This is a genomic window from Bacillus sp. BS3(2021), assembly GCF_021043345.1.
GTDB classification, from domain to species: domain Bacteria; phylum Bacillota; class Bacilli; order Bacillales; family Bacillaceae; genus Bacillus; species Bacillus paralicheniformis.
This window is the reverse complement of record NZ_JAJNDM010000001.1, coordinates 1,018,707-1,044,959: the sequence shown is the minus strand read 5'-3', so window position 1 is coordinate 1,044,959 and position 26,253 is coordinate 1,018,707. Positions and strand designations below refer to the sequence as shown.

26 protein-coding genes and 4 pseudogenes are annotated in these 26,253 nt (G+C 42.3%); 4 read left to right on the top strand and 26 right to left on the bottom strand.

The annotated features are described in order from the left end of the window. Positions 1–94: 94 nt before the first annotated feature. From LQ247_RS05225 to LQ247_RS05140, 17 genes and pseudogenes are all read right to left on the bottom strand, one after another. Positions 95–496, bottom strand: a complete 402-nt coding sequence (locus LQ247_RS05225) for a hypothetical protein (protein WP_231005642.1) — start codon at positions 494–496, stop codon at positions 95–97. Then, positions 463–717 (bottom strand): hypothetical protein, encoded by a 255-nt coding sequence (locus LQ247_RS05220; protein WP_144498315.1) that lies wholly within the window; start codon positions 715–717, stop codon positions 463–465. The genes LQ247_RS05225 and LQ247_RS05220 overlap by 34 nt, the downstream gene beginning before the upstream one ends. Before the next feature lie 168 nt (positions 718–885). Continuing rightward, complete coding sequence (locus LQ247_RS05215; RefSeq protein WP_144498317.1) at positions 886–1,293, bottom strand: hypothetical protein; 408 nt, start codon at positions 1,291–1,293, stop codon at positions 886–888. Next, positions 1,263–1,520 (bottom strand): hypothetical protein, encoded by a 258-nt coding sequence (locus LQ247_RS05210; RefSeq protein WP_144498319.1) that lies wholly within the window; start codon positions 1,518–1,520, stop codon positions 1,263–1,265. Before LQ247_RS05210 ends, LQ247_RS05215 begins: the two co-directional genes overlap by 31 nt. A gap of 273 nt (positions 1,521–1,793) precedes the next feature. Further along, the gene (locus tag LQ247_RS05205; protein WP_020452724.1) at positions 1,794–2,150 is read right to left on the bottom strand and encodes an Imm3 family immunity protein; all 357 of its coding nucleotides are present in this window, start codon (positions 2,148–2,150) and stop codon (positions 1,794–1,796) included. 35 nt (positions 2,151–2,185) lie between these two features. Next, positions 2,186–2,617: a deaminase domain-containing protein gene (locus LQ247_RS05200; protein ID WP_020452725.1), complete on the bottom strand. Its 432-nt coding sequence runs from the start codon at positions 2,615–2,617 to the stop codon at positions 2,186–2,188. A gap of 121 nt (positions 2,618–2,738) precedes the next feature. Next, positions 2,739–3,968: pseudogene (locus tag LQ247_RS05195) on the bottom strand (IS110 family transposase). A 156-nt stretch (positions 3,969–4,124) separates the two neighbouring features. Beyond that, a pseudogene (locus LQ247_RS05190) lies at positions 4,125–4,901 on the bottom strand (recombinase family protein). A 689-nt stretch (positions 4,902–5,590) separates the two neighbouring features. After that, positions 5,591–6,055 (bottom strand): hypothetical protein, encoded by a 465-nt coding sequence (locus LQ247_RS05185; RefSeq protein ID WP_020452727.1) that lies wholly within the window; start codon positions 6,053–6,055, stop codon positions 5,591–5,593. A gap of 2 nt (positions 6,056–6,057) precedes the next feature. Next, positions 6,058–6,387 carry a hypothetical protein gene (locus LQ247_RS22265; RefSeq protein ID WP_231005641.1) on the bottom strand — a complete coding sequence of 110 codons (330 nt, stop codon included), beginning with the start codon at positions 6,385–6,387 and terminating at the stop codon, positions 6,058–6,060. A gap of 122 nt (positions 6,388–6,509) precedes the next feature. After that, a pseudogene (locus tag LQ247_RS22260) lies at positions 6,510–6,656 on the bottom strand (hypothetical protein); the annotation flags it as partial. Positions 6,657–7,058: 402 nt separating this feature from the next. Further along, complete coding sequence (locus LQ247_RS05170; protein WP_144498321.1) at positions 7,059–7,529, bottom strand: SMI1/KNR4 family protein; 471 nt, start codon at positions 7,527–7,529, stop codon at positions 7,059–7,061. 21 nt (positions 7,530–7,550) lie between these two features. Continuing rightward, a pseudogene (locus tag LQ247_RS22165) lies at positions 7,551–9,241 on the bottom strand (HNH endonuclease). A 19-nt stretch (positions 9,242–9,260) separates the two neighbouring features. Further along, positions 9,261–9,584, bottom strand: a complete 324-nt coding sequence (locus LQ247_RS05155; protein WP_003184717.1) for a hypothetical protein — start codon at positions 9,582–9,584, stop codon at positions 9,261–9,263. Further along, positions 9,581–10,288, bottom strand: a complete 708-nt coding sequence (locus LQ247_RS05150) for a DUF5081 family protein (protein WP_020452733.1) — start codon at positions 10,286–10,288, stop codon at positions 9,581–9,583. The genes LQ247_RS05155 and LQ247_RS05150 overlap by 4 nt, the downstream gene beginning before the upstream one ends. A 17-nt stretch (positions 10,289–10,305) precedes the next feature. After that, positions 10,306–10,656: a WXG100 family type VII secretion target gene (locus LQ247_RS05145; protein ID WP_020452734.1), complete on the bottom strand. Its 351-nt coding sequence runs from the start codon at positions 10,654–10,656 to the stop codon at positions 10,306–10,308. A gap of 18 nt (positions 10,657–10,674) precedes the next feature. Continuing rightward, positions 10,675–11,034, bottom strand: coding sequence for a hypothetical protein (locus LQ247_RS05140; RefSeq protein WP_023856112.1), 360 nt, complete (start codon positions 11,032–11,034; stop codon positions 10,675–10,677). Positions 11,035–11,326: 292 nt separating this feature from the next. Between LQ247_RS05140 and LQ247_RS05135 the strand changes: the two genes are divergently transcribed. Beyond that, a complete protein-coding gene (locus LQ247_RS05135; RefSeq protein WP_003184724.1) occupies positions 11,327–11,536 on the top strand; it encodes a zinc ribbon domain-containing protein in 210 nt (69 codons plus the stop codon). Between the two features lie 22 nt (positions 11,537–11,558). Further along, on the top strand, positions 11,559–11,732 hold the full coding sequence (locus LQ247_RS05130) for a hypothetical protein (RefSeq protein WP_020452736.1): 174 nt from the start codon (positions 11,559–11,561) through the stop codon (positions 11,730–11,732). Between the two features lie 20 nt (positions 11,733–11,752). On the opposite strand, the gene LQ247_RS05125 is transcribed toward LQ247_RS05130, so the two are convergent. Together LQ247_RS05125 and LQ247_RS05120 are read right to left on the bottom strand one after the other, a co-directional pair. Then, positions 11,753–13,234, bottom strand: coding sequence for an alkaline phosphatase family protein (locus tag LQ247_RS05125; protein ID WP_231005637.1), 1,482 nt, complete (start codon positions 13,232–13,234; stop codon positions 11,753–11,755). Positions 13,235–13,250: 16 nt separating this feature from the next. Further along, the gene (locus LQ247_RS05120) at positions 13,251–14,384 is read right to left on the bottom strand and encodes an MGDG synthase family glycosyltransferase (RefSeq protein WP_035337557.1); all 1,134 of its coding nucleotides are present in this window, start codon (positions 14,382–14,384) and stop codon (positions 13,251–13,253) included. Between the two features lie 99 nt (positions 14,385–14,483). Between LQ247_RS05120 and LQ247_RS05115 the strand changes: the two genes are divergently transcribed. Beyond that, the gene (locus LQ247_RS05115) at positions 14,484–15,032 is read left to right on the top strand and encodes a YkoP family protein (RefSeq protein WP_023856115.1); all 549 of its coding nucleotides are present in this window, start codon (positions 14,484–14,486) and stop codon (positions 15,030–15,032) included. 46 nt (positions 15,033–15,078) lie between these two features. Here LQ247_RS05115 and LQ247_RS05110 read toward each other — a convergent pair whose 3' ends face one another. The 3 genes from LQ247_RS05110 to LQ247_RS05100 all read right to left on the bottom strand — a co-directional run bounded on the left by LQ247_RS05110 (position 15,079) and on the right by LQ247_RS05100 (position 18,079). Then, a complete protein-coding gene (locus LQ247_RS05110) occupies positions 15,079–15,894 on the bottom strand; it encodes a metallophosphoesterase (RefSeq protein ID WP_020452740.1) in 816 nt (271 codons plus the stop codon). A gap of 126 nt (positions 15,895–16,020) precedes the next feature. Then, positions 16,021–16,851: an undecaprenyl-diphosphate phosphatase gene (locus LQ247_RS05105; protein WP_231005636.1), complete on the bottom strand. Its 831-nt coding sequence runs from the start codon at positions 16,849–16,851 to the stop codon at positions 16,021–16,023. 82 nt (positions 16,852–16,933) lie between these two features. Beyond that, entirely contained in the window at positions 16,934–18,079 is a 1,146-nt protein-coding gene (locus tag LQ247_RS05100) for an AI-2E family transporter (RefSeq protein ID WP_025809685.1), read from the bottom strand. A gap of 212 nt (positions 18,080–18,291) precedes the next feature. Here LQ247_RS05100 and LQ247_RS05095 point away from each other — a divergent pair, with 212 nt between their 5' ends. After that, positions 18,292–19,278, top strand: coding sequence for a Gfo/Idh/MocA family protein (locus LQ247_RS05095; RefSeq protein WP_144498826.1), 987 nt, complete (start codon positions 18,292–18,294; stop codon positions 19,276–19,278). Between the two features lie 44 nt (positions 19,279–19,322). On the opposite strand, the gene LQ247_RS05090 is transcribed toward LQ247_RS05095, so the two are convergent. The 4 genes from LQ247_RS05090 to tlpB (LQ247_RS05075) form a co-directional block, all read right to left on the bottom strand. Then, entirely contained in the window at positions 19,323–19,847 is a 525-nt protein-coding gene (locus LQ247_RS05090; RefSeq protein ID WP_025809689.1) for a type 1 glutamine amidotransferase domain-containing protein, read from the bottom strand. 131 nt (positions 19,848–19,978) lie between these two features. Next, positions 19,979–21,961, bottom strand: coding sequence for a methyl-accepting chemotaxis protein TlpB (tlpB, locus tag LQ247_RS05085; protein ID WP_145608192.1), 1,983 nt, complete (start codon positions 21,959–21,961; stop codon positions 19,979–19,981). 133 nt (positions 21,962–22,094) lie between these two features. Beyond that, entirely contained in the window at positions 22,095–24,080 is a 1,986-nt protein-coding gene (tlpB, locus tag LQ247_RS05080; RefSeq protein ID WP_144498830.1) for a methyl-accepting chemotaxis protein TlpB, read from the bottom strand. Positions 24,081–24,224: 144 nt separating this feature from the next. Continuing rightward, positions 24,225–26,186 carry a methyl-accepting chemotaxis protein TlpB gene (gene tlpB, locus LQ247_RS05075; protein ID WP_442860827.1) on the bottom strand — a complete coding sequence of 654 codons (1,962 nt, stop codon included), beginning with the start codon at positions 26,184–26,186 and terminating at the stop codon, positions 24,225–24,227. Between the last annotated feature and the right edge of the window lie 67 nt (positions 26,187–26,253).

Here is a 26,253-nt window from a genome sequence, read left to right as displayed (position 1 = left end):
GCTTTGTTGATTCATCTTGAAAACGCATGGAGATCGATTTCCATGCGTTTTAGTTTTAAATCATATTCATTTAAAAATAATTATACATCAAATATTATTTTCCTAAAATCAATCTTCTTATCTTCTCTTCAAACTGCATATTTATATTGAAATCGTTTTTCCATAGATTTAAAAGAGAGATAACTTCTTTTAATTTTAAGGAAAAGTTATACAATACAAGAAATGCACTTGGAGCTTCTCTATCTTTAATTAAATAAACTTTTTTGAAGTCAGGAGTCATATAAAAAATATTATATAATCCATTTTTTGTTTGTTCTAAGTTAACAGCAATCTTTTTTTCTTTAAAAATTGAAAAATAATTCTCACCAATTTTCAAACCTAATAATTTATTTAAAGATTTTATTTCATTATCTTCTAACTCTAATATTTTATCTTGTGTTTCAATATCTCGAATACGATCACCTAAAATTGAAACCGCATAATACCGAGTGCACAAATTCCCTCTTCTTTATTATCAAATTCCTCTTTAATAAATTCATTCCCCCTTTGATTTAATATTAAATAATACATATTGTTTTCCGTGTTTTCTTGAAGTTCAACAAATGTTTCTTGATAAATACAGTTATTAAACTTTTGATAAACCCCTATTTTATTTTCTTCAGCATGACTTATAACCGCATAATCCTCACCAAGGTTTTCCTTCAACAAATTATGCATTTCTAAAGACCACCTTTTGTAATTGAAACTTCTTTTATATAACCTTTATCTATTGTATCATTGTGATATTTAAGAATTGTAAAATATTTACTCTCTGTCTCCATAACCTTATGTAGTTTCAATTAAAATCGACCATCTATAATAGATAGATGGTCGATTAAAATTTCATTATAAAAGAAAAGTATTTATGTCTCCTTCAGAGAAATAATTTGCTATTCCTTCAGCTTCCAACAAATTTTTCACTTCATTTTCAAATTGATAAAGCAAATAAATTTTTTTGAACGCAATAAACAATGCTCTTTGATTTCGGATGGCTAATGTAGATTGAATCACATTACCTTTATCGTTTACAAAAGAGACAATCGAACTTGTTTCGTCTTTCATCTCTAGCATAATCGCTCTATTTCTTACTTGTGATTGTCCCAAAGCAAATAAAGAAGCAGGGATCCCTAATATAGACATGGCTTTAAAAAGTTTACTTTGATCAAATGTAGGTCCACCTATATCCAACTCTTCATGTTCCATCACAAAACGCTGAAACTTTTCTAAAAAATAAAAAGTAGATAAACTATCCAAAAAAAATGTTTTGCCCCTTCAACTTCAGTGTCAAATTCTTTTGTTATTTGCAAATAAGGGTTATTTTGTCTTTCAACCATAAACAAACCATAAGCCCATTTATCTTCGTCTCTCTTTAATATATAAAAATTTTCATACGGAGCAACATTCTCTTTAATGCAACTATCTTCAAGAGTAGTTGATTTCCCCAGCTTATTCAAAATTTTATGAGCTTGATTGATATTCACTGAAAGTCCACCACATTTATTTTAATAAACTTTGTCAATGAGCTACGGTCGTTGAGCTTGCCTTTTGCTTTCAGTCGCATGCGTTTTTGATTATATCTCATTTGAGTCATACAGCAACTCTTAGCTTTTTCTGCTTCTCAAAAAAATAAAGTGTATCGATATTCGTCTGAATCAACCCCATCGTTATCATCAGCGTCTCTTGGGATAGAGAACAAGCAAGACAAAAGTTTGTTTACCGTAACTGCTTCATTTATTTTTAACTATTGTGTATCACTATTCTGCTGAAGGGTTATAATCAACCTCAACATTTTTTAGTCCTTCTATTACTTTATTTATTCGTCTTGATAAATCTTTTATTTCTTCTAATGCTAATTCACCTTCTGCTTCTTGTGGGTTAAACCTGCTTAGCCTGTTTGTGATACCATTAATACGCCCAACGAAAACTTTATCCTGACCGATTAAAATTTCTCCAATAGCAGTATCAACAATAACATCTTCTATCGTGCCTAAGTTGTCAAATTCATCTGCTAATTTTGCTATTGCATACCTATGTCCCCTATCTTCGTCTAACAACTCTTCATATGTCTCTTGAATTGCATCAAATAATTCATTATACTCCCAATCTTTCATTGTTTCTCTCCTCCAATAAAACTTTAAAAATAAGTTTAAGGAATAATTCTATTACCATTGTTATGTATAACTTCTAATTCAATATTTCTATATTTAGCAGCAAACTCTGCTATGACTTTACTGCAACTGTCGCAAGTGTCCAATTCCGTAAACAACTTAATTTTCCCTGTAGCTTGTGTATTCTCGCCAAGTCTAGAAGCAATATCATTTAATATTTTATATTCCGTATCTGTATCCCTTAAATAACTTTCTCCATCTTTGCCGACAGCTTTGGTAGCTTTAAACATTGGATTTTCAGGTTGCAAAGAAATATCAGGGACTTTATCCTCAAGACTTCCTTTAAGTTTATTTATGCTGCTTTGAGCATAAAACTCAGACTTGTTTATCCCACTCACATTAACTTCTGCAATAGCAAAATTACCCGACTTTTTATATCTACTCGTTAAATTGCCTCTCAACTCTTTCACTCTATCAATTATATGCGCTTCTGCAACTGAATCTATTTGTCTCGTTGGATATACTTTACCTGTACCCTATGTTGTAATCTTAAAAGCTAAAAATAAAAAAGTCAGCCATTTTACCACTTTATTAAACTACTTCTTTCTCGTGTACTATCGGCAATTTATAGGTAGTTTTATGTTTCATCATGCCATAAACAATGTTCACAAGCCTTCTCATTATGCATACCAATGCTTGTCCCTTTGTTTTGCCTTCTTTCAGTTTTCGTTGGTAGTAAGCATGGAACACTGGGTTACGTGGTAGTTTACTTCCTTTTGCTACTTGCACTTGTTGTACTGCGAGGTTGTAAAATAAAGCGTGTAGCGCCCGATTTCCATGTTTGCTTTTTTGTTCCTTGCCTTTCCCGCCAGAGCCAAAGTAAACAGGCGCAATACCCGCAAATCGTGCTAATTTGTTGGCATTAGGAAAACGTCTTACATCACCTATCTCTGCAATTAATGCGGAAGCTGTAACGAGGTCAATGCCTGGCATGGAGTCTAGTTGAAAGTCTAGTAAGCTCATTAACTCTTTTAATTCTCTTTCCACCTTGCCTATTTCCTGCTTTCCAAACAAAATGTGGCGCACAATGCTTTCTACCAAAAAGTTTCGAGTTTCCTGATGTTCTTTTGTTGTGTTCCCATCTTCTATTACTAGCTTCAATATTTCATTCGCTTTTTTCACCGAACAAGTATTATGGCTTACTTCTAATAAGAAGGTGGTCAATTGTTTTATACTCACACCTTCTAAACAAGACGGTGATGGGTATCGTTCCCAAAATGCTAAAGCTGTTTTCCCATCCACCCGGAGAAAAACTTCTTATAGCTAGGGTAATGGTGACTCAATTGAATATGCAATTGATTCTTCAAAGCACCTTGCGCCTTCACCAATGCATTTCTTCTAGTGACCAATTGTTGTATCGACCAATATATGTGGCTTAGCATCTGGCAAATGGCTAAGTTGTCTTACCAATATTCTAGCCACACATTCCGCATCCCAGCTATCACTTTTTTGTACGGTCACATGGCTTTTTCGTTCAGCATATGAAAGTGCTGGGTTAACCTCTTTTACAACTTGTCCATGGTCCGTTAGATATTGTGCCAGTGCCCGACCGTAGCCACCCACATCTTCTAATCCAAATACAGGTGTCAACCCTTCTTCTGTCTGTTTATCAATATCTAGTAAAAATGTTGAGAAAGCGGACGGTTTATTTTCAACCTTTATTTCATCAAGCTTCTCCTGCCAACAATTAATAATCACTGCCACATGATGATGTTTATGTAAGTCTACACCCACATAAATGTGTTTCTGCTTTTCATGCATGGTTCATCCTCCTATTCAGTTGTCAATTATTGAATGAAAATGCCGGCAACCTAGTTCGAGCGTTCACCATCCGATGCGCATTGGTACGAAAGCCTATCCATTTTCATCGCTTCATAAGAACTTATTAGAAAATGAATCCCTTTTTTAAGTAACCTATTAAATTATTGCTTCATGTTTCCCATTTGCTTGTTTTTGTCCGTATGTATAAATCCCTTGATAAAAACTTTCTCGGTCTAAAATTCTTTTCACTTGTACTTTCGTAAATGCTTTCCCTTGAGTTGTTTGATAGCCTTCATCATTTAATGCTTCTGCCAATCTAGACTGTGACCATTTTCTATGTATCTGTTTAAGCTCAAACAACCGTTTCACTACTTCTGCATGATTGTTATGTATCTTTAGTTCTTTTTCACCTTTTTGTTTCATATAGCCAAATGTTACCCTTCCTCCTGCATAACCACCTTCCTTTGCCTTTTTATTTCTTCCCTTCGTTAGTTTGAGGGCAATTTCAAGCCGTTGATATTGGTCTATTAACTCCATTAAGCCATTGACCAAAAAATCGTTTGGGTCTTTCTTATGGATACTGTAAAATGGCTGTTCAATACTCTTTATATCACAGCCATATCTCTTCAACTCTCGCTGTATCAACACCTTCACAATATCCGACCTCCATAATCTGCTTGTGTTCAGCACTATCACATAATCAATCCGGACAGACGAAAGGTGAGCCAACATTTCTTATAAGCCCACCCTGTCTATTTCCAATGCTTCTTCATTTAGTTTGGCACCACTAATTCCTTCATCTCTATAAATATGAATCAAGTTTAAGCCTTGTTCCTTACAATATGCTTTGATTTCGTCTTCTTGATACTTCAAACTGTATCCATCTCTTGCTTGTCCTTGAGTTGAGACTCGTATATACCCAACAACGTTCAACTTTTCACCCTCCCGTTACGGTAATTAAAATTTATGTAACGCTTTTTAAAGGAATAGCGAGTATTATACGGCCGTCTTTAGTAAAAACACAACCCAATTTTTTTAATCCAAAGCAGTAATAGAACGCCCTTTCACGTTATCCATTGTTTATTGCCACGAGCTTTGTCATTCTCGTTAGTTTATTAGCCAATCCATGTCATAACTACCGCTGTCATGTAAAATGTCATCTCGCCTAAGTATCGTACTTTTCTTACTATCCAAGTATTAAAACGATACTCCATGACGGTACAACCATCATGAGCTTTCGATTCTCAAACAAATCACATTCTTATTGTCTCACTCATAAATCTTCACTTTTTATTATTCACTATCTTTATGTATCCGTATCGTTACCACCTTTAGCATTACGAGCTTTCTCATTGTCTTTAGTTTGTAGGTTTTGCAGTATCATAAGTCCCCACACCATGTAAAATGTCAAATCACCCAATTCTCGTACTTTTCTTATTATTCCTATATAAAATAAAACTCCATGATGGAAGTACCTTCATGGAGTCTCTATTTTCAAACGTATCATTGCTCTTTTTGTCCAACTCAAATATTTTAATTGTATTTTAGTTCACTTGCTTTATATGCCTGTACGTAAAACCCTTTCGTATAACTAGTTTAGGCACTAGAGTGCTCTAAACACGTTACCTTTCCTCTTTGCATAAATGATTGTAATGACCAAATTCAGGAAATGCATCCCAGTTTCTTTCAAGGGTATCGCTAGTTTCGCGCTCCTCGACTGAACCGGTCTTTAAATCTCTCTTTTCCATTGCTATATAGCCATCTTCTCGGAAGCCCAAAATCAAGCTACTTACTTCCGTGTCAGTTTCATCATCATATTCCCAATACATGGCTGTTCTTAAAAAAATCTTACCATCACTCATAACTTCAAAATCATAATTTAAATACTTACGAATCAGGTCATCATAAAACCCCACCGAAACCCATTCATTTGTAACATTTACAATATACTTAGGTTTCTCATCCTCTAATAATACCGCCGTATATGGTTCTTGTTTTTGATGGTATGTGTATGCAGTACGGTCATCAAGTATGTTCCAAGGCTTCTTTTTGATGTCCGACCATTCGTCACAATAATAAATTTTCATAGTCAATTATACACCTTCCCCTTAATATCCCTAATAATAATCCTGTTTTTTGTTGCCTCATCAAGAATTGTTTGCGGAATTGGTTTATTTTGAACAGGTATTTCTAATATTAATTCACCTTTAAGTCGCCCTCCTTTGAGAGCGTTAGGATTAAAAGTACCATTTGATATTTTAGAACCCGAAGAATATTTTTTTGTGATTTCATTTAAGTAACTCTTAGCTGTCTTTTCTTGCACTTCACTAAGTTGAGTGAATTTTCTCGATACTATTTCCTTGTTGGGTGCATATGAGTCAACTACGTACTTTTTGCCCCCTACTTCTTTTGCTTCCAACTCTACCTCATTATAAGGGTAACGAGGACGATTTTCCTTATTAAAATTATTACCTGCTTCCCAACGCTCTTTAAGCCAGTCTGGTACAGATTTCTTTTTAGGTGTAACATCACCCGTACCCTTTGAAACACTCTTCCCAGCCTCAATCTCCTTCTCTCAACCCGCTGAATCGAATCCTGCATCTTCGTTTTCGAAGCCTTATGGGCGTCGTTGACGTGGGCGGAGTAGTTGGACCCTTTTCGGAGGAGGGTGCGTCCCCCTGCTACTGCCAACAACACAAAAACGCCTATTACCTAAAAGGCAATCAAATGCTTTATATTTAGCTACATACAAGAGTTCATTACTATTTCTATCACTAAACCAATGAGAATGTTTAATTTTGTAAGTGTTTGTTTTGTCATCTGTAACAATACTCGTATGTTAAAAATGGCGTCTCACCTAATTACCGTACTTATTTTCATAACAAAATATTGTTATACAACTCCAGATGGTACAACCATCATGAGCTATGAATTTTATTAATGAATCATCTATGTTGACCAAAATCTAAAACTTTTATAAAAACACCTGTTGCTTAATAGGCAATCAGGTGCTTCTTCTTTGTTATTTAATCTATCCATTATTAACATCACATTATTTTCTTGTAATTTCAACTTGAATTCTTCTTATTTCTATTCAAGAATCTTTAAAAATTCAGTAAAGTTATCTGCCACATTATACGTAACAGGCTCAAATTCACCGGATTCTTCATGAGACCATACACACACAGATGGATTATTTTTATCCGTTCTAAAATCTAAGCATACAAAGTCACCCGCAAATACACTAGCTATTGGCAACACCTCTGCTCCTAATAAGTCTTCGTTATCAGTTAACCTTTCACCTATTTGTGAAAATACAACATCTATATCATAAATTCCTTTTGGATGATTCTCAATATCATCTAATATACACAAAAACCTTTCTAACGCATAACCACGATTGTTACACTCAAATGTTGCTTCCTCAACCTCTACTCCATTATTTTCTTTTATAAATTCTAAGAAAGACTGTGGTAATGAAAGTCTCCAAAACTTTTCATGATTCTTTATTAATTCCTCTGAAGGCAATGGCCTTACTATAGTGTCCTGTTTTATTTTCATATTTCTTCTCCTTTCTAAATGCTATCTCGGAGCATCTGCCCACATTCCAGTAGATCTTCCACCATTATGAATAGTTATATTGTGTATTCCAAAAGGTACTAACTCCATTTTACCTGGTACTTCAGTATGGTGCCATGTCATACCTTCTGGTCTTCCTCCAATTGCGTTATCTAGCCATTCAAATTGTGCCTCGTCAGACTTTAACCAGAGACTTTCTGGTAAATCTTTAGTCTCTACCACAAGTCCAGCACCCTTGAAATCTGCAAAACCATACCTCATTCCATCTGCTTTAATAACATTTACATTGGGAATCAGGCCATCTGCAATTGCTTTTTCTTTTATCAGTTTGCGCTGGCGGGCAGTTAAATACTCTCCACCATGAAATGACTTATTCCATGACCAAGTTTTGTTTGTTTGAATTTTTTCACTGTATAGTCGGGCAAAATCATCAACAACATCATCAAATGTTTTGGTACCATCAATAAACTCATCAATGTTTTTTAAGTTTACATTACCCGTACCCTTTGAAACACTCTTCCCAGCCTCAATCTCCTTCTCAACCCGCTGAATCGAATCCTGCATCTTCGCTTTCGACGCTTTATGGGCGTCGTTGACGTGGGCGGAGTAATTGGACCCTTTTCGGACGAGGGTGCCGCCGGCTCCTGCTTCTGCACCGCGGGCAATATCGCTCAAAGCGTCGGCGCTTTTGGCGAATTGTTTTTTGATGGCGAAGCCTGCGTCGTTGAGTCGGTCTTGAGCTTTCAGCCCATTCACCTTCATGCGGTTCGCCCAGATGTTTTTGCTGTCTTTAAAAGATTGTACCATATGTTCTGTTTTGCTTGAAATTTGGCCGATTGTGGCTGCGCTTTTAAATGTACCTTTTGCCGCGGCTGCCCCCGGGATGATGTCAAGGGCGCCGAACACGCCTCTTTCAACCCTTTCGTCTGTGTTTAACTCCCGTTGTGTCATCCAGTCTTTTCCGGTTGCGGCGCTCGAAATATTGGCTCCTCCGTAGGCGACGGCCACCGTGAGACCGGCCGGTGCACAAAAGATGGTGAGCACGATGATGCCTGCACCGGCCAGAAGATCCCGCCACAATTCCTGATTTTTTGGACATCTCCGATTGATTCGTATTCAAATCCGCGGGAAGAGGCAATCGCTTTCATGTATTCTTCATACGATAATTCGATGTCGGGGTGGTTGATCTGGAATTCTTCAAATTCTTTGCTCAGTACGTGATCAAACGATTCCGAGTCTTTGAAGATATCATTTACGCTCACTTTCGCTTTGTCGGTTTCGACCGCTTGTTTGGACATGCCGTATCCGACGTAAGTGGTTTCCTTGGAGCCGATCCGGTTCGCGGTCGTGTAATTATGTATCGTCAGTCCGCGCATTTTTTCGGCGAACGCGTCTATTTTTTTATAAAAAGGGCTGTCAATGTGATCTTCCACCAAACTGCCGGCTTTCAGGCAAAAGTCAGCCAGCTTTTGATAATCCTTAAACAGTTCCTCGATCTTGCTTTTTTTGCTTGTGTGGGTAAAGCTGATCGACCTGTCGCTGTCCTTGTCTTTGATTTTGGATTCGATATCTTCCAAGAGATCGTTGAGTTTGATAAGGCCGGCTTTCATACCGCCGCCATATGGTCCGCCCGTCAGCGCATCGAGCCCGTCTTTCATGCCCTGCCATTCTTCCGGTACGTATTTCACATCCATTTAGATGATCGCCTCATTTCTATTTCTGAATCTTGTAGAGTTTTTGAAGCTCTTTATCTGTTTCATACATTTTCTCCATCGCATAACTGACAATATGGGAAGCTATACAGTAATTATCAAACAGCTCCATCGTCTTCCCGAGAATATCCGCGTAGCTTTCAATCGCTTTTGATGCCTGTCCGGCTTTATAAAAATCGGATTCTGAAAGGTTTTTGATTTCTTTCTGAACTCCTTCTGTATAAATATCGCAGATGCTTTTCAGCTTATTGGAAATGGTGATCATTTCTTCAAACTCGAGGTGGATGTTTGTACCGCCGCCTCCTGCTCCGCCTTCTGCATTCATAGCATCGCCCTCCCTGCTCTGAAATTGATGTGCAGTGCGTCATAGATCCGGTTGTTCATAATATAAAGGCTGATCCATTCATATCGATCATTTAAAGGATCAACCGAGATGAAATCTTCGCCTTTTGTAAAGTAAAGTGTTGTCGTCTGGAAACCGGTGTCTGCCGGTTTTTGCTGCGAGGCAAGCTTGAACGTTTCCACAGCAAGAACTTCTTTTTGATCAAGATCCATTGCCCTGACTTCGGCTTTTTCAGCGGCGCTCATCGGTTTTGTCAAAAAAGCGAGGTCTTGATCACGCGGCTCTCTTACTAAAAATGACACGTTGGAAATAAGCGATAAATAAACTTCGCGCTTTTCCAAATAATCTAATGTGTAGCCTTTGCCCTGGCTTCTTTCAGTCAGAGCGACAACGCGCTCCTCATCGTCCGGCAAAAATGCGCACATGACGTTATTAAAGCGCACGAATTCTTCGCTTTCTTGATATTGCTTCAGCAGCTTAATCAGAAAAAAAGCGGTCTTGGTCAGCTTGCCTTCCTTTAAAAGGATGCCTTTTTCAATCAGGCTCTCTTTTGCTTTTACTGCACAATCCGGCTCAGCCAAGGCCAGCTGTTCGCGTTCCGGAAGACCGAATATGTAGGTAACTCCGGCTGCTCCTGCTAAAACATAAAGTTCTGCCGCCGACAGCGTATCTGCTTTCACCTGCATGTCATTCTCCTTCCCTGTTATAAGTTTTTGATTTCCTGCACTTCACTGAGCTTTGAAAAATCGTCGATGTGCATTTGCAGTGCATCTAATGCAGCCGTATGATCTTTCAAGGCGTCTTTCATATCGGCATTCAATTCGATAATCAGCTCAAGGTAGCTTAAAAATGCGTCGCGGGTTTTTCCGCTCCATTTTCCGCTTTCAACATACGCTTTCAATTCCTTTGCTTTTTTCAGCGAGTCGCCAACATGTTTTTCGATCGCTTTCGCATGGGAATGCGCTTTTATTGTTCCATTATGTGAAATTTTCACAGTCTCTCCGCTTACTTTCGGATTGGCCGCTTGATAGTTGTAGTATCCATATCCGTCCATGACTCGGCTGTTCCTCCTCTACGCCTTTTTCTCTTCAGCTTCAGCTTTTGCTTTATAATACTCCCACTTGCTTTTCGCCTTCGACTTGGCGCTTTGAATGTCATCGACCATATCTTTAAAATGCTTGACCAATTCCTTCAGCTTGGCATCCTTTTCATGGCGTGTATCCTCAAATTCGTGGGAAGGGATTTTCAAGTCCGGGAGATTGCTGTTGTATGCTTTCAAACTTGCATCAACTTCTGCTAATTTCGTCTTAACATCGCTTTCTTTATCAGATAAAAAGTCGTATAAATTTTTATACTCGTCGCGTTTTCGTTCATTTTCCGTGTAGGATATGTGCAAAAAGTTGCCTACTGAATCCCAAAAACCTTCGCTCAAAGCAGCTGCCCCTTTCATTTATCCTAGTCAATAAAAACTATTTTCCTGTAGTGGATGATATTGTAATAGGTTTATCTTACAGGATGGTCCTAGGCGAATGAATAGGTTAAAAGGATTGTTTTTTCGACGAAAAAATAAAATAACCGGTCTTCGAGAGATTTTTATAAGCAAAAAGGATCAGTCTGTTTTCCCCTCTTTTCCGACCGGTCATTTCCTGAGAAATATTTTCTTTTGAAGAACATTCCATTATAATGAAGTTGGTTGGATTTTACATCATGAAAGGAGAAGCGCTATGCGTGAACATAAAGGATGTATCAAGTGCGGAAGTACAGATGCGGGGCAAAAAGAAATCGCGACGACCGGCACCGGCCTGTCAAAATTGTTCGATGTGCAGCATAACCGTTTTCTCGTCGTTTATTGCAAAAACTGCGGGTATTCGGAACTGTACAACAAACAATCTTCAACCGCCGGAAACATTCTCGACCTGTTCTTTGGAGGATGACGGCCCGAAAGGAGAAACGGTTATGAGAGAAAAATACGGATTATTGATTGCCATATTTATTTTGGCTTTATGTGTGCACTCCAATATCGTCGTAGAACATGCACTCTTACAGGCGATCATAAAAACAGTCTCACTATTCGTGATGATCGCTTCGGCGCTTGCAGCATTTGTCAAAGGCATCAGACAGCCGTCATAATCACTGGGAGAGGGGGTTAGTCATTGCCCCGTTCCCAGTGATTTGACTAAATCGAGAATCCATTCTTTCACGTCGACAAGGCGATTGTATGCCGGCTTTGTATCGGTTCCGGTGATGATCATGGATACGAGGGAGTCCTGCTTGTGCAATGCACCGTGGCTGGCTCCTCCGACGTGCGTCGGCGACCCTTCGCCGATAAATTCGTATCCAGGCTTTGCATTGGCGATCAAAAAGTCGCCTTCATGCGAAAAAAATGAAGTGTACAGTCTGGCCAGCGCATCGGGAAACTTTCCGTATGTCATGCTGCTTTGCTCGACCGTCAAATCGAGAATGTTTACATCCCCTTCCAGCGTCCACGTTTGTCCAAATTCATCCGTGTATTTGCCTCCCGGCCGAAATGTGAGCTTCCCGTGCTGCTCCCCCGAAACGACCTCAATTGAATCCGTTTCATTTTTCCAGCCGATGATGTCGATCCTCTCGTCCTGTTGCAGAATATCCGCGATCCTCGCGAGCGGAAGCTTCGCTTTATCGAGCGAATAGATGAACGCCATTCTTTCGTTAACGGCAAGAACGATGTCGTCATCGTCCGCCACGCCTTTCTTTAATTTCACAATGCGAAAGGCGTCCAGAAGGCTTCTCAAATCAATCAATGCTTCTTTTTTATTGCCGCTGATCCAGGCCTGTCCGTTATCCCCCATCACGATCCAAATGTGATCTTTTAAAGCGGCTTCCCATGACGGAAAGCTGTCTAAAATCTTTTGAACATGCCGGTCTGCTTTCGCGACCCCTGCTGCGTCGTTTCTCCCGTGTTTATGTACGTGCTGGTCGAGATCGGGAAAATAGACGAGTGCAAGAGGCGGCACTTTGTTTGTTTTGATCAGATGAACCAATTCATTCGCAGAAAACCGGTCATTAAAGCCGAATTTTTTGAAAAGCGAGCGGTTTGCCGGATTCACTTTGGAAAAACCGCCGTACGAGAACAGCTGGGACGTGTTGATTTTGACTGATTGGTTTAATCCGGAAATTATTGAAAAAAGAAAAGGAACCTGTAAATAGCCGTCCCGGCTCCCCCTGTGCAAAAGTGCATTGATCGAGCACGTTTCAATTCCTTTTTCATCAAGCTCTTCGTGAAGCGTCTTCACCTGTTGGCTTAAATGAACCTGATTCAAATTGTAAAAGACGTCTCTGGAGGATTGTTTGATGCCTAATTTCAGAAGCTCTCGAATATGGCTGCCATAATTGATGATCCGTTTTTCCTTCGCGTTGTACCACACAAGACCCGGAACTTTATGGCGGTCGCTGCTCGCCCCTGTAAGCAATGTGCTGTCAACATTGACGGACATCGTCGGAAAAGGGCTGATCATATCAGGGACATAGCGCCCGTTTTCCAGAAAATATCGCAGACCAGGAGCCTGTCCGGTTTTCACGGCTTCTTGAAGCGATTCATCCATTAATGAATCAATCAGCAACATGACGACTGATTTCTTGCGGCTCTCAGACATCGTTCTTCCTCCTTCCTTATACGTGAGCATTCCCTAAACCGCTCCGGTTATGAATGATCCCGTCTAAAATGTCGCTGATATCCCGGTCCGATTTTTCACGCAAATATTGACCAACGCTCATTTGATAGCGTCTGATGTCTTCTTCCGAACGGAAAAAGGAGAGCAGCTGCTGTTCAATCGGCTCCTGTTTTTGCTGATTCAGTTCAATGACAAGGTTTTTCTTTTTCAGAATATCGAGATTCATCTCTTCCTGTCCGGGCAGCGCATGGTAGATAAATACCGGAAGCTGTTTTTCAATGCACTCGCTGATCGTGACGCCGCCGGGCTTCGTCATGATGCCCGACGCCTCCTCGTATAAACGGTTCATTTCTGCTTTGCTTTCGATATAAGGCAGCGCTGTAATGTATGGATTGTTTAAATCATGAACATACCGGTAGAGCTTTCGGTTTTTTCCGCATAGTATTTGGTATGCGACATCCCCATTCGGCGACAGCTCCTGCACAAGCTTAAAAATGCCGCCCACCCCCATGCTTCCGCCGGTTATGAGGATGTTGCACACCGCTTTTTTGTCCCCGTTCTGCCCAGGCTTTCTCTCCATTTTATAGGAACGATGCACGGGTATTCCGGTCAAAAAAATCTTCTCTTCATCAACGCCTTCTGCGATCAGCTGTTCTTTGATGTCTTTGATCGGCGCAAAATGATAATCAATCTTTTCTCTTCCCCAAATTCGGTTGACGAAAAAATCGGTATAGACATTGACCACTTTCATGTCGGGAAATCGGCCTTTTAAGCGGTTCAGCAAATAGGAGGGCAATGCATGCGTACAGAACACGATATCAGGCTTTTTTTCCGCAATGATCTGCTGCATATCCTTCAAAAAGATCAGCTCGTACAAGAGGTGGCGCTTTGCGGTTTGATGGCGCCCGCACGCCAGGAGATGATAGACCGAGCTGTAGACTTTCGGAAAATACTGAATCCATGACAAATACGCCGCAGAAGAGGCTTTTTCAAGCCGCCGATAAGCATGTGAAAAAATGTCGATTTTTTCACATTGATGGGATTTGAGAAGCAGTTCTGCCTGCAGTGAATCGGCAACGTGATGATGACCGGTGGAAATGCTTAAAAAAGGGAAAATCAGAATCTTTGTCATCTCCATCCTCCATTTCAGAAGAAAAATGTTTTCCATTTATATTTTTCAAATATCCAGCCAAAATATAAGTGTATTTTTTCAGGAAAGGAAAGTGGCGACTTGAGAAACTGTTTTTTGTCGATTTGGAGTGTAATTGACCCGTTTTATTATTTTTTTTCAAGACTGACACTCATTGATCAAACGAAATCGAGCATTTTTCGCGTCCGTCTCACAAGGTACAAAGGGATCGATGTGGTGTTAAACGATGGGACGGTTATTAAGAAGAACGATGTTCTGATCAAAATTCATCTGCATAATATTAAGCTGATCAAAGAGCTTCAAAATATTGAGAGCGCTGTCAGAAGAGGCATCCTCATTTATCAAAAGGCGTACTTTTCAATGCCGATCCTGGCCGAATATGTTAAAAACCATCACCGGACAGACCAAATCAAAGGCATCATCGGCATTACGACGCTGCATAAAGGCGTTGAAAGGCTCGGTTTTGAAGCCGTTGAGCCCGCAAACCAGTTTTACAGAGTCTTTAAAAAACTGACGCAGATTCCGATTTTATATTTAACAACAAAGCAATTTTCTCTTCGTAAAATTCCTCCTTCCCAATATTTGTTTATCTCGAAAGAAAAATTGTTCAAGTCCTATCTGCAGAAATAACAAAAAAAAGAGACTGATCCCTCAAAACAGGAACAGCCTCTTCTTTTTATGAAATGTGATGGAACGTCATTTCCGGACGGCTTCCAATGCGGATATTCGCTCCCGTCTGGCCCAATCCCTCGCTGATATAAAACGGTTTGTCATGATGATAGTGAAGACCTTTAATCATATTCATTCGCACAAGCTTTCCCATCTTCAGAAGATGATAAGGCTTCGGCCAATGAATCTGACCGCCGTGAAAGTGCCCTGACAGAAGATAGTCAAAGTGAAATTCCTGCATATCAAGCACAACGTTCGGATCATGCGTCAATACAAGGTTGTACCCTTCCTTCAGCTCTTTATATGAAGCGGCAATATCGCTTCGCTTCGTGCTGTAATCATCAATCCCGATAATGTTGAGTGCCTCACCTTCCACTTCAATCGAGACATGCTGATTTCGAAGGGTGATGCATCCGTTATCTTCCAGCACACGTTTCAGCTTCCGAAAGTGTTCACCTTTCAATACGTAGTCATGGTTGCCGAATACAGCGTACATCCCGTATGCCGGCTTTAGTTTTTGCAAAGCTTTTAAGTAGTTTGCAAGCTTTGGTATATTTCGTTTCCTATCAAGAAAATCTCCTGTTAAAGCAATGAGATCCACTCGTTTTTTATTGGCAAGTTCAAGAATCTGTTCAGGTGAAATCGAAATGTTTTCTAAATGAAGATCAGACAGATGAAGAATGTTCAGCTTTTTCTTTAAAGCGGGAGCCTGGACGCGCTCGACCGAAATCGTGTTGACTTTCACATCTTTTGTATTGTGGTTCGCTTTATAAAAAATAGGCATTAAACCTAAGATAATCAATAGACATGCGATAATAAACATTTCAATATCTCCTCCCTCTTACTAGTATAGTAAGTTGGCAGGCAGTTTTATAGTGGGAAATAATAGGATATCATTCTTTTTACCTATAATAAAAACCGATTTCCAGCTGGAAATCGGTTCGTAATTTTACAGAAACAAAATGAACAGAAGAAGCCCTAAAATGATGCGATAGATGGCAAACGGGACAAGCTTGATCTTATTGATCAGCCTGAGGAAAAAGCGGACGACAAAAAGAGCGACAATAAAAGCGCTGATAAACCCTGTAATAAAGAAAGGAAACAGGTCTGCACTTAAATATGCCCAGTTTTTAATTAAAGAGAGCAGGCTGGCTCCCATCATGATCGGAATCGCCATGATGAAGGTGAAATCGGCGGCCGCTCTGTGGTTCAAGCCGAGAATAACACCGCCCGAAATCGTCGAACCCGAGCGCGAGAAGCCCGGCCAGAGCGCCAGACATTGAAACAGCCCCATACCGAGCGCCTGCTTATACGTCATCCGGTCAACCGAATCTGTCGTCTCCATGCGCCGGTTAATCCAGTCGGCCGCGAGCATCAGCACCGCGCCGGCGATGAGACCGACCGCAACGGTGTGTACGGAAAACAGGTACTGATCAATATAGTCTTCGAATAAAAAGCCGAGCACAGCGGCGGGAACAAGTCCTACAGCGATTTGGGCAATGGAAAGGCGGTTTCCCGATTTCTGCTCTTCCGTCATGTTTTTCTTCACACCTAAGAGGTTGAGAATCCGGTCTTTAAATACGATGGCGACAGCGAGGATGGAGCCGAGTTGAATCACGACTTTAAAGGTATTCGCCGCCTCCGGCGTGAGCAGTTCTTTCGATTTCAGCCAGACGTCGTCAACAATGATCATATGCCCTGTTGACGAAACAGGGGCATATTCTGTTAATCCTTCAACAATTCCGAGTATGATGGCGACAAAAATATCCCAAATGTTCATATGTCATTCCTTTCGCTTCATAAAACTTGTCCTCTAATAAACTATTTATATCGCCTTTAAAAGCCGATTATGCAAGCGGGATTCAGACTTCTTCGTTTTTTTCATAAAGGTGTGAACGCTGTTTAAACCATTCAAACAAATGCGTGACCACCACTTTGATGACCGCGTATCCGGGGATGGCGAGAATGACGCCGATCACGCCGAACAGCTTGGCTGCCGTCAGCAGCACAAAGATGATTGTTACCGGATGGATGTGCAGGTTTTTTCCCATAATTTGCGGCGAAATAAATTTTCCTTCAAACAGCTGCACCACAGTCCAAACGATGATCAGCTTCACAAGCATAAACGGGGAAGTAACCAGGGCAATAATGATTGCCGGCGTGATCGCAATCGTCGGTCCGAGATACGGAACGATGCTCGTACACGCCGCCACAAGGGCCAATAAGGAAGCGTAATCAAGACCGATGATCATATATCCGATAAACAATAGGCAGCCGATACAGAAGCTGACGATGATCTGCCCCCTGATATACGAACTGAGCCGGTGATTCATCTCGGACATCATCACATACGTCTGTTCCCGCAAGCGGACCGGTACGAGCTTCAAAATAAAGAGCGGCAGTTTTTTACCATCTTTCAATAAGTAAAACAGGATAAACGGCACGGTCACAATCGAAATCACAACTTCTGTCACGGCGCCTATGAACGTTCCCACTCCGGTAAATGTGCTGTTTAAAATAGTGGTGGCCTGATCGGATAATTTGCTTGCCAAATCGGTCAGATTGATGTTCAGCGTCTGCTGGACCTGATTAAAAAACTGGCTTCCGATCAGCTGTTTAATTTGGTCTTCCACAATGTGGACATACCTTGGGAAATTATCGACAAGGCTTGTGATCTGTTCCCTTAACAGCGGGATAACGGAGACGATCGAAATCGTGATCAGACCGATGATCACAATATAGAGAAGAAGAATCGAATAAATCCTTTTCACATTTTTCCGCTCTAGAAAATCAACGATCGGATTTAACAAATAATATACGACACCTGTCAGCACGACAGGCAGGGCGATGGTTTCCACAAGAACGATGAAAGGCGTGAAAATAAACGATGCTTTTGTAAATACAAGGATGTTCAATCCGATCAAGAGCAGAACGAGCAGAAACAAAACGAATTTATTGTCTAAAAAAAACTTCTTAAATCTGCCGCCCCACATATTCAAAGAGTCCATGGCGATCCTCCATTAACGTTGGTTTTATACATTAAATTGTACACTATTACTCCTCATACTAAAAATAAAACCATTGCTATTGGTCTTTTTTTCCGCTTGCAAATGTTTATTGATGATATACATATACGCCGGTGCTTCCGGCTTTTTGTCTTTCGCCGGCAAAAGAAAACACTGTATAATAAACATATCCTACAGCGAAAGGGGAAAATAGCATGATACGGTTCGGGGTAGTCGGAACAAATTGGATCACCGACCGGTTTCTTGAAGCGGCCCGTTTGGTCGGCGATTTTCAATTAACCGCGGTATATTCAAGGAGCGGGGAGCGCGGACGTGAATTCGCGCAAAAATACGGGGCCGAGGCGGTTTTTACCGATATCAGCGAAATGGCTGAGAGCGATGTTATTGATGCGGTATATATCGCAAGTCCCAACTCTTTACATAAAGAACAGGCCGTCACATTCATGAAAAGCGGAAAGCACGTCCTGTGCGAAAAACCGCTTGCGTCCCATGTCAAAGAAGCGGAAGAAATGGTAAAAACAGCGCAGGAACACCGCGTGACATTTATGGAAGCGATGAAAACGACATTTCTTCCGAATTTTAAAAACATCGAACGCAACCTGCACAAAATCGGCAAAGTCCGCCGTTTTACAGCCAGCTACTGTCAATACTCTTCCCGCTATGACGCCTATAGAAACGGAACCATCTTAAACGCATTTAACCCGGCTTTATCGAACGGTTCCCTGATGGATATCGGCGTCTATTGCGTCCATCCCGCGATCGTCCTGTTCGGCAAGCCCCTCGAAGTAAAAGCAAACGGGCTGATCCTTGAGTCGGGGGCGGACGGTGAAGGAACAGTGCTGTTAAAATACAAGGAGCATGAAGCTGTTTTGATGCACTCGAAAATCTCCAATTCCTTCACTCCTGCTGAAATTCAAGGGGAGGAAGGCTCTATCGTCATTGATAAAATCCACCGACCTGAAAAAGTCGACATCCGCTATCGGGACGGACGGGTTGAACATCTTACGCTGCCGGATGACAAACCGGCCATGTTTTATGAAACAGAGGAATTCATTCATTTAATTAAACAAGGGCGGATCGAGTCTTCGCTCAACACATTTGAACGCTCTATCAACACCTTGGCTGTCATGGATGAAGCCCGCAAACAGATCGGTCTCGTTTTCCCCGCTGATCAAAAATAAAAAATGAGCCGCCTCGATTCGAATGAACGGGCGGCTCATTTGTTTTAGGATTGCGCCAAAAGATCGGCAAAGGCTTTGACATAGATCGGCAGGTCCGGCGGGCGGCGGCTTGACACGATATGACCGTCGACGACCGCTGCTTCATTTACCCATACCGCTCCGGCATTTTCCATATCGTCTTTGATCCCAGGTGTGCTTGTGACCTTCCTGCCTTCCAATATTCCTGCGGAAATCAGCACCCAGCCGGCATGGCAGATTTGCCCGATAGGCTTCTTCCTTTCGTTGAACCACCGAATCATCTCCAGTACCTCGGGATATCTTCTGAGCTTGTCAGGCGCCCAGCCTCCCGGAACCAGAACTGCGTCGTATTCCTCAATATTCACACTTTTCAGCTCATAATCAGAGACAGCAGGTACGCCGTATTTGCCCTTATATTCATGATCCGCTTTTTCACCAATGAGGTGTACGATCGCGCCTTCTTCTCTCAGCCTTAAAACTGGATACCACAGTTCTAAATCTTCGAAGTCATCGCTGACAAGCGCGATCACTTTCTTGCCTTCCAGTCGCATGATTTATCCCTCCTGTACAACCAGTGTACGATAGATGACAGTCTGTTTAAACCTATTTATCCCCTTCCCCGTCCCTTTTTAAAAATGCTTTTCCCGCGTAAAAGGCTACCGGATCGCCGGCAGCCTGATGTTTAGTCAATCTTAAATTTTTTCGTCAAATCGCGCAGTTCTTCAGCCATTTGTTCAAGCGTAGCCGCAGAAGAACTGATTTCTTCCATTGAAGCGAGCTGTTCTTCAGCCGAAGCGGCGATGTCTTGAATGCTTCCTGAGCTTTCACGCGATACGTCTGCAATTTCTTCAACCGCTCCCGCGACATGCTGTGACCCTTCTGACAGCTCTTCAACTGCCGCATTCATCGTCTGCAGCTTGCCCGCGATTTCGTTTGTCATGTCATAAATCTGCTTAAAGCTTGTATCTGTTTCATCTGTGATGGTAAGTCCCGACTGTACTTCACGGTTGACGTCCTGGAACATGTCCAGCGACTTTCCGATCTCATTGACGATTTCCTGAATGAGCGCTTCGATTTCTTTTGCCGATGAGGCGGATTGCTCAGCCAGTTTGCGCACCTCTTCAGCCACTACTGAAAACCCTCTCCCGGCTTCACCGGCTCTTGCGGCTTCAATTGCAGCGTTCAACGCGAGCAAATTCGTCTGATCTGCGATGCCGTTGATCACCCGCAGGATTGCCGTAATGTCTTTTGACTTGCTTTCAAGTCCTTTCACGACGGATTCTGCCTGTTTAACGGAATGATCGATGGAATTCATTTGTCCGACCGTTTTTTGAACAAGCTCTCCGCCTGTACCGGCAATGTCCGTCGATTGAATGGATGATTCTGTAATCGATGCTGAAACTTTGGACATTTCATGCAATTGGCTGTTCATGTCAGCCAGCTGCTGTGCACTGACTTCCACTTTCTCGTTTTGGCTTTCGTTTCCGTTTGAAAATTGTTCGATCGCAGATGTAATATGTTCTGTCGCCTTGCTTGTCTGATCCGCGCTCGCGGTCAGCTGCTCTGACGAAGAAGCGACGTTTTCAACTGATGTCTGAATGACGCTGATTAAAGAGCTCAGCGATTCGGCCATTTCGTTGAAGCTTGATCCGAGCTGTCCGATTTCATCTTTTGAACGGACAGTGATTTTTTGCGTCAAGTCGCCTCCGCTGATGCTTTTCGCAGAGGAAACGAGTTCGCGGAGCGGACCTGTGATCGATCTGATGATGAAAATCATCAGAAGCACACCGATGATGATGCTGACGCCCAACGTAATCAAAGCTGCATTCAACACAGGCTGTGACGCTTCTTTTAGTTCAGTGATATACATGGTTCCGCCGATTTTCCAGCCGGTCAGTTTATTGGTCGCGAATGCCATCTGCTTTTCGCCGTCAGACGTATATTTGATTGTTCCTTTGTCATTGGCGTATAATTTTTCAACCCAGCTGCCTTCGATGTCTGAGCCCGCATCATGTTTCGGGTGGGCGACAAACTTTTTATCGGCGCTGGTGATAAAGGCAAAGCCTTTTTTCCCGATGGTCACGCGTTCTGTCGCTTTAATGAGCTCTTCGATTTTCATATTGACGGCGACCACGCCGGATCCGTCTTCATGCATCTTGGCGATGGTGATAACCATCGTTCCGGTTGACGCCGTTTTGTAAGGGTCTGTAATAATGACTTCGCCCTTGTGTTCGACGGCTTTTTTATACCAGTCCCGCTCTACCGGATTATATCCGCTCGGCATTTCCTGATCCGGGTAGCGGATGAACTTTCCGTCCTTTGATCCGGTAAAGATCCCTTCCACATCGGGATGGAGCTTGGCGAACTGTTCGAATTTCACTTTTAAAGCGTCACTTTCTTTTCCTTTAAAAGAGTTTTCTTTAATGAACCCGCTGAAATAGGACATGGCATTTGTTTTCTGGCTAATATTCTGATTGATGATTTCGTTCAGCTGATTAACGTTTTCGCGCGCATTGTCCATGATTTCTCCGTCAAGCGTACTGCTTGCCGTTTGATACGCGCTATAGGAGAGGACGATGATTGGAACGGTTAAAATAAGCAAGAATGAAAGAATTAATTTCTTTGCAATGGAGGGACGTTTCACCCAATTTATAATATTTTCCATAGAATTGTTGACTCCTCTTTTCTGTTATATTTCTAATATCGGATTCTTTTAAAAGTTTTTATACGCGTTTTATAACTTTTTATAGTCTAAAATAACTAAAAAAACATCCGGAGGAAAACCGGATGTTTTAAAGCTATTCAATCTTAAATTTCCGTGTCAAATCACGCAGTTCTTCAGCCAGCTCCGCCAATGTGGTGGAAGATGCGCTGATCTCTTCCATAGAAGCGAGCTGTTCCTCGGCTGAAGCGGCGATGTCCTGAATGCTTGCCGAACTTTCTTTCGATACATCAGCGATTTCTTCGACCGCGCCCGCGACTTGGCGGGAACCTTGCGTCAATTGTTCGACAGCGGCATTCATCGTCTGCAGCTTGCCTGCGATATCATTGGTCATATCGTAAATCGTTTTGAAGCTTGTCTCTGTTTCATCTGTGATTCGAAGTCCTGACTGTACTTCATGATTGACCGATTTGAACATGTTCAGGGAGTTGTCGATTTCCTTGACGATTTCCTGAATTAAATGTTCAATTTCCTTCGCCGAACCGGCGGATTGTGCGGCGAGCTTCCTGACTTCTTCAGCCACTACCGAGAAGCCGCGGCCCGATTCCCCGGCCCTTGCCGCTTCGATCGCTGCATTGAGCGCGAGCAGATTCGTTTGATCGGCGATTCCGTTAATCACACGCAAAATGCTTGTGATGTCTTTTGATTTGGCTTCGAGCCCTTTGACGACCGCTTCCGCTTGCTTGACAGACCGATCGATCGAGTTCATTTGGCCGACCGTCTTTTGAACAAGCTCTTCCCCTTTGCCTGCAATCTCAGTCGATTTCAGCGACGCATCAGTAATCGCGGCTGAAGTTTTTGACATGTCATATAACCCGTCGTTCATTTCATTCAGCTGATGCGAGCTTGCTTCGACTTTTTCTTTCTGGCTTTCATTACCGTCAGAAAACTGTTCAATGGCCATTGTAATATGCTCAGTCGCTTTGCTTGTCTGCTCTGCGCTGGCATGAAGCTCTTCAGATGAAGAAGCTACATTGTCAACTGATGATTGAATGACGCTGATTAAAGAGCGCAGCGATTCGGCCATTTCATTAAAGCTTGTACCGAGCTGACCGAATTCGTCTTTTGAACGGACTGCGATTTTTTGTGTCAAGTCGCCGCCGCTGATGCTCTTTGCGGATGACACGAGCTCGCTTAACGGCTTGCTGATTCCGCGGATAATGAAGTAGATGAGAATCCCGCCGAGCACGATCGCGGCTGCCAAAATGATGATCGCCATGTGGAAGACAGGCTGAGCAGCCTCTGATATCTCATCCGTGAACATCGTTCCGCCGATTTTCCAGCCGGTCAGCTTGTTCGTCGTAAAGGCCATTCTCTTTTCTTTTCCTTCAAATGTATATTGAAAATCACCTTTTTCACTGCCGTACATTTTTGTAACCCAGTCGCCTTTGCCTTCGGTTCCGGCTTCGATCTTCGGATGAGCGACATATTTTTTATCATTGCTTGAGATAAACGCAAAGCCGCTTTTTCCGATGTTGACGCGTTCTGTCGCTTTGATAAGTTCATCGATTTTCATGTTAACGGCAACAACCCCTGAGCCGTCCTCCGTCTGCTTTGCAATCGTAACGACCATCGTTCCGGTCGACGCTGTTTTATAAGGGTTTGTGATAATCGCTTTTCCTTTATTTTCAACGGCTTGCTTATACCAGTCCCTATCCGCCGGGTTATAATCTTTCGCCATTTTTTCAGCGGGATAGCGGATGAACTTGCCGTCTTTTGAACCTGTGTAGATCGCTTCCACATCCTGGTTCAGCTTGGCGTACTGCTCGAATCTCTCGACAAGTGATGCGTTCCCTTTTTCTTGATAAAGCTTTTCATTCACCCAGCCGCTGAAAAAGGAAACAGCCTGCTCTTTCTTTCCGATATTCTGGTCTATGATCTCATTCAGCTGTTCGACATTATCGCGCGCGCTTCTCATGATTTCCGTTTCAAGAGAGCTTCCCGCCGTTTGGTACGCACTATAGGATAAGGCCAAAATCGGCAAAGTTAAAACCAATATAAAGCTGAAAAACAGCCTTTTTGAGATAGACGGACGTTTAAGCCAGTCCAATACCTTTTTCATTTGATATAACTCCTTTAGCTTCTAGATTATGAAACTAATATCGGAGCTTTCATTTACTTTTGCATATTAAAAAACTTTAAAAAGTATTTCTGAAGATTCTTAAAAAAGAGCTTAAAAAAGAGGCTGACCAGCAGCCTCTTTTCATCAAATTGTAAACTTTTTCGTTAAGTCGCGCAGTTCTTCAGCCATTTGTTCGAGCGTCGCAGCGGATGAGCTGATTTCTTCCATTGAAGCCAGCTGTTCTTCCGCTGAAGCAGCGATGTCTTGAATGCCGGCAGAGCTTTCACGCGATACGTCGGCGATCTCTTCGACCGCGTCGGATATTTCGTGAGAACCTGTTGACAAATGCTCTACGGCGGCGTTCATCGTCTGCAGCTTGCCTGCGATTTCGTTCGTCATGTCGTAAATATGTTTAAAACTCGTTTCCGTTTCTTCCGTAATTTCGAGCCCTGACTGTACTTCTTGGTTGACCGATTTGAACATGTTGAGCGAATGTTCGATTTCCTTGACGATATCCTGAATCAGCTCTTCGATTTCTTTTGCCGATCCTGCTGATTGGGCCGCAAGCTTTCTGACTTCTTCAGCGACAACCGAGAATCCTCTGCCTGATTCGCCGGCCCGCGCTGCCTCGATGGCGGCGTTCAGCGCCAGTAAATTCGTTTGATCAGCGATTCCGTTTATGACGCGCAGGATCGCGGTGATATCTTTCGATTTCGCTTCTAGCCCTTTGACAACCTGTTCGGCCTGTCTGACGGACTTGTTGATCGAATTCATCTGCCCGACGGTTTGTTGGACGAGCTCTCCGCCTGTTTCGGCAATTTCCGTCGATTTACCCGAGGATTCTGTAATCGATTCCGATACGCCTGCGATTTCATTCAGCTTGTCATTCATTTGGCTGAGCCGCTGTGAGCTCGCTTCGACTTTTTCATTTTGACTTTCAGCGCCGCTTGAGAACCGCTCGATGGCTAATGTAATGTGCTCCGTCGCTTTACTTGTCTGGTCGGCGCTTGCCGTCAGCTGCTCTGATGAAGATGCCACATTGTCGACCGATTCCTGAATTGTGCTGATCAGCGAACGCAATGAGTCAGCCATTTCGTTGAAGCTTGCGCCCAGCTGTCCGAATTCGTCTCTGGAGCTGACATCGATTTTTTGTGTCAGATCTCCTTCACTGATGCTTTTTGCAGAAGAGACGAGTTGATTTAAAGGCTTGCTGATCGCGCGGACGATAAAGTAAACAAGAATGCCGCCCAGAATAATCGCGCCTGCCAATGTCATGACTGCCATGTGAAGCACAGGCTGTGCAGCGTCTTTAATCTCTGCTGTATTCATCTCTCCGCCGATTTTCCAGCCGGTTAGTTTATTGGTCGTGAAGACCGTTTTCTTTTCTTTGCCTTTTTCATTAAATGTGAACAAGCCGCTCTCTTTGCTGAACATCTCCTCTGTCAGATCGGCTTCTGCTTCTGTGCCGGCTTTCATTTTCGGATGGGCGACATACGTTTTCCCTTCGCCGATGATGAATGCATAGCCGGTTTTTCCGATGCTGATGCTGTTTGCCGATTTGATCAGCTTGTCAATGTTTAAGTCAAGGGCGACTACTCCTGATCCGTCTTTGTTCTGCTTGGCGATCGTGACGACCATATGGCCTGTTGATGCAGACTCATAAGGTTCAGTTACAATCGTTTTCCCTTTTTCCTGGACAGCCTGTTTGTACCAGTCGCGTTCTACCGGGTCATACCCGTCAGGCAATGGAGCATTCGGATATTGTGCGTAAACGCTATCCTCCGAACCGGTGAATACGAGTTCGACGTCGGGATTTTGTTTTGCAAATTGCTCAAACCGCTGTTTAATGGCGGTCTGCCCTTTCTCTTTGTACGCTTTTTGATCAATCCATTCGCTGAAATACGCAATAGAAGTCTCCTTGCTGCCGATATCTTGCTGAATGATGTCGTTCAGTTCATCGATATTGTCTTTCGCACTTCTCAAAATCTCATCCTCAAGCGTGCTGCTGGCCGTAAAATATGAAGTAGCCGAAAGAACCAAGATCGGAATTGTTAAAATGAATATAAATGAAAAAATTAATTTTTTAGAAATAGAAGGCCGTTTCATCCAATTTAAAAGCTTTTTCATGTGTGATTCCCCTTTCTCTACTTTTATCGGAGACGGGGTCTATTTT